Genomic DNA, 11,782 nt, shown 5'->3' with positions numbered 1-11,782 from the left:
TTTTAAACCTTATTACATCACTTTTTATATCTTATTTGTCTATTATTCTTGTCTAGGATCTAAAATATCTCTTAAGCTATCACCTAGCATATTAAATACTATTACAACAAGTACAATTGCAATACCTGGATAAATCATCAGCCACGAAGCTTTTGACAAATATGTTCTTCCTTCATTTAGCATAAGCCCCCATTCTGGTGTAGGTGCCTGTGCTCCGAAACCTAGGAAAGATAAAGCTGATAGCTCTAACATCATAGTTCCAATATCTGTAGCCGCTGTAACTATCATTGTAGTTATTATATTAGGAACTACATATCTCCATAAAATATTTTTTGTTTTTGTGCCAGATACTATTGCAGCTTCTATGTAAACGTTTTTCTTAATTTTTAAGACCATACTTCTAGACAGCCTAGCATATTTCGTCCAACTCACTGCTGAAATTGCAATGACTGCATTTATCATATTGGGTCCCAATAATCCAGCAATAGCAATAGCTAATACTAACCCTGGAAATGAAATCATCATATCTGCAATACGCATAATTATTGCATCCAAAATTCCTCCAAAATATCCTGCAAAAATTCCAAGTGTAGTTCCTAGGGTAAATATTACCACTACTAAACAAATTGCCATAGACAATGAAGTCCTGGCTCCATAAATAACTCTTGACAATACATCTCTTCCTAGTTTATCAGTACCCCATATATACATGTCTCCTGGTGCTTTTAAAGATTGAGTCATATTAGCTTCATATGGGCTCATTGGTGCAATGAAAGGAGCAAAAATAGCAACTGTTATAATTACCAATGCAAGAAATAGAAAAAAAGTAAATTGTTTGTTAGATTTTAAGAAATTAATTAGTTTCAAACTACAGTTCCTCCTTCAATCTAGGATCTAGACTATTATAGGAAAGGTCTATAAGCAAGTTAATTCCCATGTACAGAAGAGATATCCACAATACATAGCCTTGTACTAGAGGATAGTCTCTACAAGCTATAGCCTTTACAGCCATACTTCCCATACCTGGCCAGTTATAAATTATCTCTACCACTGCAGTTCCTCCTAAAAGGTTTCCTAGAGAGAGTCCTAGCAATGTAACAAGAGGAATCATAGCATTGGGTAGCACATGCTTCCAAAGAATTGTCTTTTCTTTAATTCCTCTCATACGTGCACCAATTACATAGTCTTGACGCAGCTCATCTAAGACAGCTATACGAACTTGCCTTGTATATTTTGCTGACATTGCAATAGCCAAAGTTACTGCCGGAAGAATTAATGCTTTAAAATCTACGCTTCCTCCTGAAACAGATACCCACTTTAGAGTAACGCCAAAAATACTCAATAAAATTAAACCAATCCAAAAATTGGGGATAGAAACTCCAATGAAGGTAATTCCTCTAATTAGATAATCTGGCCACTTATTCTGATGAACTGCTGATAAAATTCCTAGTGGCACTGATACGACTATCATAATAAGCAATGACGTTAAAGTCAGTTTTAATGTAGGCCAAAAACAAGCTGTTAATTTATCTACAACTGGTACTTTCATAGAATAGGATTCTCCCATATTCCCAGTAACAACACCTTTGACCCAGTTTCCATATTGTATAAAAAACGGTTTATCCAATCCAAGCTCTGCTCTTGTTTCTTTTAATAGTTCAGGTGTTGGTAAATTTCCACATTCTGTTAGCATAATTTCTGCTGGATCACCTGGCGATAGATAGGTTAATCCAAATGTAAAAAAACTAATACCTATCAAGACTATAAGAATTTGCAGCAGCCTTCTACCTACTTGTTTTTTGTTCATTTTTTCTCCCTCATCATTTATACACATTTCTTTAAAAAATAAATAGCCCTTTCTATTGATAATAGAAAGGGCTATTTATTGAAATACTGCAGCATTTGCACACAACAATTAAACATCCCTCCATCCATCGTAGAGTCATGATACATATAGTAACAGGCAGGTCTTCTGACTTAAGCATCAACGTAGTACAAAGCCTTCCCATATCAACAGTGGCATTTTTTGCACTACTACTCTATTACAGCGGCGGGACCGTACAGGAATCTAACCTGTTTCCCTTTTAATAAAAAACTAGCTTAACTAATTTTTTAACCTGTTACATTCATTACATATAAAATTTTGTTAATGTAATTATACGAAATTAATCATATTGTGTCAAATATTTCTTTTATTTTTAAAACATGTAAAGTAAACTTTTTCACTATATTTGTCTTATTTAGTTTTCTTACAGACACTTTTATCACATACTGATTATTAAGTCTATCCATACTTCTTTTTTGAAACTGTTCAGTTCTTGCAAACTTACTTTACAATAACCATCTAACCTGTTACTCCAATATTTTTATTATATTTCCACATTAATAATTTAAATTCTTCATCCAACTACCTTTTAAATAATAAACAAACATACATAATGCTGCTATCGCCCAAGTTATAGGATAGGTAATTGCTACTCCTCGAACATCATGATAAAAAGCCATTATAACAAAGAGCAGTACAATTCTAAGTACACATATATTTGATAATATAATCACCATTGGAGGAGTTGCTTTTCCTGCACCTCTCATGGTGTCACCCAATACTTCCAAAATAACATAAATCCAATAGAAGGGAAATGAAGTTCTGATTATTCTAATTCCATAATCAATTACCACTCTATCATGATTAAATATTCCAAAAGCTTGATGCTCAAATATCAACAAAAGCATACTTGATACTATGGTTATACCTATTCCCATTAATATACATACCTTGGCTCCCTTTTTTACTCTTTCAATATTTCCTGCACCCATATTCTGTCCGGAAAACGTTGTAATTGCTTGTCCAAGTGCTACAATTGGAAGATAAATAGGCAATTCTACTTTAAAATATGCTGTAAATGCAACGATTGCTTCTACCCCCAAACTATTAATATGATATTGTGCAAAAACATTGGACAATGTTATTACAATGCTTTGAATACCTGCTGGTATTCCAATCTTAAGAATAGGTAACAGTATCTCTTTATGTATTCGTATTTTTTTAAATTGTAATCTATATTCACTCTCTGTATGTTTCAAATAATATAATATCAGCACAGCATTGATAGTCTGCGATAGAAACGTTGCCCATGCAACTCCATTAACACCATTTTCAAAAATAACTATAAACAGTGCATCCATTAATACATGAACAATCCCTCCGACAAGTTGTATGTACATTGGTGTTTTCGAATTGCCCATGGCACGTATAATACCAGAGCCCATGTTATAGGTAATAAGGGAAATAAGACTTAAAAAATAAATTCTTATATAAGAAACAGCCGGTTTCAGTATTTCTTGTGGAACATTCATCCACTTTAAAAAATAAGGTGCACCTATATAACCAATAATAAAAAGTATTATTCCTCCAAGAAAACTCAATCCTATTGCTGTATGTATTGCATCTTTTACTTTTCCTTTTTTCCCTGAGCCAAAGAGATTAGCAATAATAACGCTTGATCCTACTGACATACCTGTAAAAAATCCTACCAGGCAGGTAACTATCAAAGAACTAGCTCCAACTGCTGCTGCAGCTTCTTTGCCAAGATAATTCCCAACAAAAATTAAATCCACTGTATTATATAATTGTTGAATAATGCTTGCTGCAATCAGTGGCAGTGCAAAAAACAACACTTGTTTCCATATAATGCCCTCTGTTAAATTAGCATTCTTCTTCAAATTACTCATTATTACCTATATCCATTCATGGTATAAATGACAAGCTACTAAATGACCTTTTTCTATTTCTTTTAATTCAGGTTTTTCCTTAAAGCATATATCTCTGCATTTTGTACATCTAGAATTAAAACTGCAGCCTGGTGGTATATCAGATGGACTTGGTGGATCACCTTCTATTATCTCTATTTCAGTGTCATTTTTTCCTTTAACAGAGAAAACTGATGATAGTAATGCCTTTGTATAGGGATGAGCTGAAGCTTTGGTAAGCTTACTACTGTAAACTACTTCAACAATTCTTCCAAGATACATTACCACAATTCTATGACTAATATTCCTAACTACCGCCAAATCATGACCAATAAATATATAGGACAATCCTTTCTTTTTCTGCAAATCTACAAGAAGATTTATCACTTGTTCCTGTATTGAGACATCCAGTGCAGAGGTAGCTTCATCACATATTATAATTTCAGGTGATAAAGATAATGCTCTTGCTATGGCAACTCTCTGCTTCTGTCCTCCACTTAATTGATGAGGATATCTACTCATAAATTCCTCATTTAATCCCACCATTTGCAGAAGTTTTATTATTTCCAGCTTGGCTTCTGTTTTATTCATAAGTTTAAAATTTAAAAGTGGCTCACCTATAATTTCTCCAATCCTCATACGTGGATTAAAAGATTCAGAAGGATCCTGAAATATCATCTGTAATTTTCTTCGGTTTTGTCTAAGCTTTTCCCCACTTAGACTAGAAATCTCCTCATTATTGTATACAATATTTCCTGAATCTAAAGTTTCTAAATTGGTAATTATATTTGCTAAAGTACTTTTACCACAACCACTTTCTCCAACTATTCCCAAACATTCTCCAGAATGTAATTCTAAGCTTACATTATCCAATACAGTTAATTTTTTTCCCTTTTCTAAATCAAACTGCTTCGTAACATTCTTTATCTTCAATATCGGTTCTTTCTCTTGAAGCAAAATTACTTCCCTCCAATTCAGGTATTGCTGCTAACAGCTTTTTAGTGTATTCACATTTAGGATTATTTATCACATGTTCTTTGGTTCCCCATTCAACTAATTCCCCCTGCTGCATTACTCCTATTTTGTCACACATATAAGATGCTACCCCCATATTGTGCGTAACTATTATTATACTCGTATTAAAATTATTTTTAAGCTCCATCATCTGTCTAACTACTTGTGCTTGTACTGTTACATCGAGAGCGCTTGTTGGTTCATCAGCTAATAAAATTTCAGGTTCCATAGCCATTGCCATAGCTATGGCTACCCTCTGCTTCATACCTCCGCTTAATTCAAAGGGATAAGAATTCATTATACGCTTTGCATCAGGTAAGCGCATTTTTGTAAGCATATGGACAGCCTTCTCGTATGCATCAGCTTTTGTAATACTAGAATGACTTCTTATACTTTCAATAAATTGGTCACCAATCTTTTTAATAGGAGTTAATGACCCTCCTGCATTCTGAAATATCATTGCCATTCTATTGCCGCGTATTTCCTGCCATTCTTTTTTAGAATACTTAGAAAGATTTTTATCTTTAAAAATTATATCTCCTGAACAAATAAAAGCTCCTTTAGGCAAAAGACCTAATACAGCTCGTACAAGTGTTGATTTTCCACTACCACTTTCACCTACTATTCCTATTATTTCTTTACTGTTAACTGACATGCTTACATTTTTTACAGTAGGTTCTTGTCCTCTATATTTTATAGATACGTTGTTTATATCCAATAATTTCATACTCATCATCTTCTCCCCATCTTATTTTCTTATAAACAGAGTTCTTAGCATCAGATGGAGTCTGATGCTTAGAACTTGTTATCCAGGCGCGTAGCAGTGCTTATCCCCATCTTTGATAAAAGATGGGGATATTAGCAATGGTACCGATCGGATAAATAGATATTAAACACCCTGATAATCCAGGATGTTTAATATCATTTATAGGTTTCTGTAGATTATAAAGTACAAACTCTATTCTATTTTATACTTACCTTGTTATCTAAAATATAATAGTCAAGAGGATACATTTTTAATCCACTAACAGTATTTTTACTAATTATATTAAGCATTGGTGAAACAATGAACGTATATGCATTATCATCTATAAGTTTCTGCTGTACCTTTGTAGCAACATCATATCTTGCTTCAGTATTTTGTTCTGTTGCTAATTTATCAATTAAAGCATCAACTTCTGGATTACTATATCCTCCATAATTTTCACTTCCTCCAGTTTTAAAATATGTCTGTAGAAAAGATTGAGGATCTCCTGTTACTGCTGTATTTACACTTAATAAACAAAGGTCAAAATTCTTACTTTTTAAAACTTGAGCAACAGATTCATAAGATTGTAACTTAGTGCTTATACCTATTTCTTTAAGCTGAGCTTGCATTGCTTCTCCAAGTACAGGTAACTCTGAACGAGTTGTATATAATGCTAAATTTAATGTTAATTTTTTACCATCCTTTTCTAATATACCATCACCATCTATATCTTTATAGCCTGCATCGCTTAAAAGCTTAGCTGCTGCTGCCTTATCATATTTATAGCCTGTAAAATTCTTGTTTCCAAAAGGTAATGATCCTGGGAAAGGCCCAATTGCAGCTACAGAACTACCTTTAAGCAGTGTTTTACCATAAGTATCTCTATCAATTCCTAAAGATATAGCTTTACGTACTACTGGATCTTTTAAAAACTCATTATTAAAATTTATATAGGACATAATTATTCTTAAGCTTGCAATTTTATCTGTATTATATTTAGACTTATCCGCAAATAATGCTAGATTGTTGCTCGGAATGTTAGTTGCAGCATCAATCTCACCAGACTGCAGAGCCATAGCACGAGTATTATCATCTTTAATATATTTAAAGGTTGCTTCATCTACCTTAGCTTTATCTCCCCAGTAATCTTTATTTTTTTCTACTACTACTGTTGAATTTGCAGTATAGGATTTAACTTTGAAAGGTCCAGTACATATAGGAGCTTTAGCAAAACTATCCTCAGGTTGGCTAGTATCAACTATTGTAGTAAGAGGGTCTGCAATATTTCCTAAAAGTGCTTCATGGGGAGTTTTGGTAGTTATTATAAGATCTTGTCCATTTGCAGTTATTGTGTTAACCAATAATATATCCTGTGTTCTTTTATTTAACTTTAATGCTCTTTCAAGAGATGATTTTACAGCTTCAGCATTAACTGCTTTACCATTATGAAACTTAACTCCTTCTCTAATATGGAATTTCCATGTTAAATCATCTGCTCTTTTCCATGAATCAGCAAGAAGCGGTTCTATTTTCATATCAGCATTTAATTTAACTAAAGTTTCACCTATACCAAATCTTGAGGGATACCAACCATTAAATTCAATAGCAGGATCTAAATTAGTTGGAAACTGATTAAAACCAAAGGTAATACTTTTTGGCTTTTCACTGCTGCTCTTATCAGCAGAACTTCCTCCTTTACAAGCAGTAAAGCTTGTACATAATAAAACTGTTGTAAATATTAATGCTAATTTTCTTTTTAATTTAATTTTCATTCAATATAATCTCCTTTAGTATTCTGTATTTGGATCTAATATGTCTCTCATACTGTCCCCTAGTAAATTAAATATCATTACAGTTACAAATATTCCAATACCAGGATATATCATAAGAGCTGGTAATGTCTGCATATAATCCTTTCCTTCATTAAGCATATTCCCCCACTCTGGAGTAGGTGGCTGAGCACCCAAGCCTAAAAATGAAAGAGATGATATTTGAAGCATCATAGTTCCTAGATCCATAGTAGCCATTACCACAAGAGATGGTATTACATTTGGCAATATGTATTTAAAAATTATTTGATATTCCTTAGCACCTCCCATCTTAGCTGCCTTGATATAATCTTTTTTTCTTATAGATATTACTAAGCTTTTACTCACTCTTGCATATTTAACCCAGTCCACTACAAGCAAAGCCATAACAGTATTTATTGAACTAGCTCCAAGAATTCCTACAATTGCAATTGCAAAGATAATGCTTGGAAAAGCAAGAAAAATATCTGAAAGCCTCATTATAATAGTATCAGCTATTCCTCCAAAATATCCTGCAAGTATACCAACTGTTGTTCCAACTATAAATACTGTTATAACTAACCAAAAGGTCAACTTCAAAGAAGTTACTGCTCCATATAGCAATCTTGAAAGCAAACATCTTCCAAGATTATCAGTACCTAGCGGAAACTTACTGCTGCTTCCTTGAAGTGAATTGGTCATGTTTGTTTTAAGTGGATCATTAGGTGCTATATAGGGCACAAATACACATATTAAAATTAAAAGCAATGCTAACATGCATAAAAAAGTAAACAATTTATTTTTCCTTATAAATGAAACAAAACCTTCCATGTCAAGACCTCTTTTCTAAACGAATCCTTGGATCTAAAAAGCAGTACGAAATATCCACCATCATATTAACCAATACATAAATCAATGTCATCCACACAACATACCCCTGTATTAATGGATAGTCTCTACTGAATATAGCTTCTATGGCCAATTTTCCAACCCCTGGCCATGAAAAAATAGTTTCAACTATAACTACTCCCCCAAGCAGTGATCCTAAAGATATACCTAGTAAAGTTATAATGGACAATAAGGAACTTTTTAAAACATGTCCTAACAATATTGCTTTTTCTTTAACCCCTCTTGCCCTAGCTCCAATTACATAATCTTGAGATATTTCTTCTAATATGGCTGTTCTAAGCTGCCTTGTGTATTTGGACGCCATTGCAATAATCAAAGTAATTGCAGGTAATATAATACTCTTGCCTCCACCGTCACCCATGACTGGAAGTATTTTAAATTTAATGGAAAATATGTACATTAACACTAGCCCAATCCAAAAATTTGGCATAGATATTCCTAAAAATGATATAACCCTGATTATGTAATCTAATGTCTTATTTTTATGTAGTGCAGACATTATACCTAAGGGTAATGCTATAAGCATCATGCCCATTAGTGATACACCTGCAAGTTTAAAGGTAGCTGGAAGACTTGTCATTATTAAATCCAATACAGGTTTACTGTACTTGTAAGAATTACCAAAGTCTCCTTGTAACACGCCACCTATCCAATGCAAATACTGAATAAAAAAAGGTTTATTTAGTCCCATATCTTCTCTAACTTTTTGTATAAGTTCTGGAGAAGGTGCCACCCCTGTAGCATTAAGAAGCATAGTGGCAGGGTCACCTGGAGAAAAATATGTGAGTGCAAAGGTTAAAAAGGTAATTCCAAATAAAACTGGAATTAATTGCATTAACCTTTTTATAATGTATTTTTTCAACTTGTCTTTATCATCCTTTCTATAATTCTTCTTAAAAGTATAATTTTTATTTTTTACAAATCAATCCATTGTATTTACTATTTCATACTTTTTTCTACAGTCGTTAACTACAAAATTTAAGAATTATTTTTCTCCAGCAATCATAAACATAGGTGTAGAACCATAATTAGTCTTTTCAACTTCATCCCATACTCTATTGCCTATTTCCATATCTACCATTACTTTTTTAAATCCAACATTAATCAATTCTTTCATGTCCCATTCTGGTCTATGCCTTCTACTTAAAGGCAGTTTTCTTGCTATATCCTCCATTACATTTGAATTAGGACAAATGTAATGATCCTCATATCCTTTTTTTACAGTATTTACTCTATCCTGTTCATATCCTTTTCTTTTTTCATCATCATATAAATATAAATACCAGTTAGCATCAAAATTTAGTAATCTTCCACCTTTATTTAATACTCTATGCCAATCCTTATATGCTTCACCAGGTTTTTCAAGATTCCAAGTAAGATTACGAGTAATTATTAAATCAAAAGTGTTATCTTCAAATTCTAAATTATGTGCATCCATTCTTTTAAACTCAATACTATTTGCATATATTCCAGCATTTCTTTTAGCTTTTTCAAGCATAGCATCTGTATAATCCACAGCGGTAACCTTATATCCGCAACTAGCCATTATTATAGAAAAGAATCCAGGACCTGCACCTATATCCAATACTTTTAATTTTCTTCCAGACACTTTTGGTGCATGTTCATTTATTAAATCTATCCATGCTTCTCTTTTTAAACTATTCAATTCTTCCAAATTTATCTTACAATAACCATCTGATCTCTTACTCCAATATTTTTCTACTTTTTCTAAAACCACTTCCATATAGTTCCCCTCCATGTATATAATTTAATAACAAATATATATACCAGCAATTTCCATGCCACTTATAAAACGTTTAAATTAGCCTGTTTTTTTGCTGTTTTGTATCATAATGATAATTTTTTCAGTTTCAAAATGATAATACAAGTTTTTTTTATCATTTTGAAACATAATTCTTTAGCCAAACTTACCATTTTTTAAGATATTTCTGAACACAATTATAAAAGAGCTGTCGCACTAAGACTAAATGCTTCAATATACTGTGCTTTAAAATAATATATTGTATGCAAATTTCTTAATGGGGCAGCTCATTTATATTTATTAAAGGTATCTAATAATTATAGTTGTTATATCCTTAAACCGTTTAATGGCACATGGTATATTATCTAAAACAGCTGGAAATACCGGCATCAATATATTAAAGAAATGATAAATCATATTTTGATTTTCTACTTTTATGGCAGCCTTACTATGAAGTTCTTGTATTGTTTGTAATTTGCTAAATTTAGATGGTTCACACATCACATAAATTTTCACAAAAATACCTCCTAAATTTCTAAATTGATCTACTTATAGATTCTATGCTTAAAATCTATCTATATTCATTAATAGTGAATAATATATGATTTAGTACAATATATTACTATGTGAATAATTTTTTAAGAGGTTCTTATGTCTAGTTACACATTTATCAATATAAAAAAACTAAAATTAAGACCTTTATTAAATAAAGTTAACAAATTAAAGAATAAAAAAGTTTATGATGGTATTTTTTACAAACTAGAAAATAAGAAATGCTATTTTTATATTGGCGGCTCAATACATCTTGGAAATAATAAAAAGGTATGTTTTAATAGTGCAGTTGAGGAAGCTTATATGAATAGTACAAAGCTTGCTGTAGAATTGGATATCACTAAATTTAAAAATAAAATAGATTACTTTAAATGTTTAGCTAATCCACCTACTATGAGAATCCCTACAAATAATGAGAACTTTGAACCTGAGTTCTTGCAAAATGAAAATAGCTTTAAATATAAAAAACTCTGTAAAGAATTAGGTTTAAATTTTGAAAAATGCTCCAAATATCCACCTAAAACTTTTTATTTCATATTGCATCAAAGACTTATGAAAAAGTATGGATATAAATCTATTTATGGAATAGATCTTATGTTTATTAACAGAGCAAAACATGATAAAAAAGAAGTGGTTTCTCTAGAAACTTCATGCATTCAAATTAATGCACTAATAGCAGCTACAAATATGTCACCAGAATGCCTTGGTAATAGTAGCATAAAAAATTTAAAAGACTTAGAAACTTCAATGAAGCTATTATCAAAAATGCATAATGCGGTTTTTGAAGGTGATGCTTTAACTCTTGTAAATGATATATTCACATATAAACCATTAAATGAATCAGACAAAAATAATCTTAATACACTGCTTTTTGAAAGAAATGAAAATATGGCAAATAAAATAGAAAGCCTTATAAACTCACAAGAGGTTTACTTTGTAATAGTTGGAGCCTCTCATGTAATCGGCAAAGGTGGATTATTAAAATTATTTAAAGATAAGGGGTATAAAATCTCTAGATTAAAATAAGAGTAGGATAAACCTACTCTACAACTAAATCTTTTATGTTTAATGAATTTAAATGGCTAAAGTCTTTAATTAAATTGCCAATCAACCACAATGAATCTTTGTTTAAATGAAGTTAGTTAATTTTTCTGTAAAATATTGCATCTAATTTAAATAAGGGTATAAGCACAGCTCCCATTACCAAAAAGCTGTGCTTTATCATATAAATAAATTAACAGTACTTTTCGAGGATGACAT

At 31.7% G+C, this 11,782-nt stretch carries 11 protein-coding genes and 1 riboswitch; of the genes, 1 reads left to right on the top strand and 10 read right to left on the bottom strand.

The annotated features are described in order from the left end of the window. Positions 1–42 precede the first annotated feature (42 nt). The 10 genes from nikC (EG57_RS0203315) to EG57_RS0203270 form a co-directional block, all read right to left on the bottom strand. Positions 43–867 (bottom strand): nickel transporter permease, encoded by an 825-nt coding sequence (nikC, locus tag EG57_RS0203315; protein WP_029161312.1) that lies wholly within the window; start codon positions 865–867, stop codon positions 43–45. Between the two features lies 1 nt (position 868). After that, on the bottom strand, positions 869–1,807 hold the full coding sequence (gene nikB, locus EG57_RS0203310; protein WP_032075864.1) for a nickel ABC transporter permease: 939 nt from the start codon (positions 1,805–1,807) through the stop codon (positions 869–871). Positions 1,808–1,945: 138 nt separating this feature from the next. Beyond that, positions 1,946–2,136: riboswitch (cobalamin riboswitch) on the bottom strand. Positions 2,137–2,382: 246 nt separating this feature from the next. Further along, positions 2,383–3,732 (bottom strand): MATE family efflux transporter, encoded by a 1,350-nt coding sequence (locus EG57_RS0203305; RefSeq protein WP_200880521.1) that lies wholly within the window; start codon positions 3,730–3,732, stop codon positions 2,383–2,385. Between the two features lie 6 nt (positions 3,733–3,738). Further along, a complete protein-coding gene (locus EG57_RS0203300; protein WP_032075863.1) occupies positions 3,739–4,707 on the bottom strand; it encodes an ABC transporter ATP-binding protein in 969 nt (322 codons plus the stop codon). Continuing rightward, positions 4,652–5,500, bottom strand: a complete 849-nt coding sequence (locus EG57_RS0203295; protein ID WP_032075862.1) for an ABC transporter ATP-binding protein — start codon at positions 5,498–5,500, stop codon at positions 4,652–4,654. The genes EG57_RS0203300 and EG57_RS0203295 overlap by 56 nt, the downstream gene beginning before the upstream one ends. A gap of 227 nt (positions 5,501–5,727) precedes the next feature. Then, entirely contained in the window at positions 5,728–7,284 is a 1,557-nt protein-coding gene (locus EG57_RS0203290; RefSeq protein WP_032075861.1) for an ABC transporter substrate-binding protein, read from the bottom strand. A gap of 15 nt (positions 7,285–7,299) precedes the next feature. After that, the gene (nikC, locus tag EG57_RS0203285) at positions 7,300–8,130 is read right to left on the bottom strand and encodes a nickel transporter permease (protein ID WP_029161306.1); all 831 of its coding nucleotides are present in this window, start codon (positions 8,128–8,130) and stop codon (positions 7,300–7,302) included. A 1-nt stretch (position 8,131) separates the two neighbouring features. Then, the gene (gene nikB / locus EG57_RS0203280) at positions 8,132–9,070 is read right to left on the bottom strand and encodes a nickel ABC transporter permease (RefSeq protein ID WP_032075860.1); all 939 of its coding nucleotides are present in this window, start codon (positions 9,068–9,070) and stop codon (positions 8,132–8,134) included. Positions 9,071–9,193: 123 nt separating this feature from the next. After that, complete coding sequence (locus EG57_RS0203275) at positions 9,194–9,952, bottom strand: class I SAM-dependent methyltransferase (RefSeq protein WP_032075859.1); 759 nt, start codon at positions 9,950–9,952, stop codon at positions 9,194–9,196. A gap of 318 nt (positions 9,953–10,270) precedes the next feature. After that, positions 10,271–10,486, bottom strand: coding sequence for a hypothetical protein (locus EG57_RS0203270; protein ID WP_032075858.1), 216 nt, complete (start codon positions 10,484–10,486; stop codon positions 10,271–10,273). A 135-nt stretch (positions 10,487–10,621) separates the two neighbouring features. Between EG57_RS0203270 and EG57_RS0203265 the strand changes: the two genes are divergently transcribed. Next, the gene (locus tag EG57_RS0203265; protein WP_032075857.1) at positions 10,622–11,548 is read left to right on the top strand and encodes a TraB/GumN family protein; all 927 of its coding nucleotides are present in this window, start codon (positions 10,622–10,624) and stop codon (positions 11,546–11,548) included. Positions 11,549–11,782 lie beyond the last annotated feature (234 nt).

The organism is Clostridium drakei, from assembly GCF_000633595.2.
GTDB lineage: Bacteria > Bacillota > Clostridia > Clostridiales > Clostridiaceae > Clostridium_AM > Clostridium_AM drakei.
This window is presented reverse-complemented; position numbering and strand designations above follow the sequence as displayed.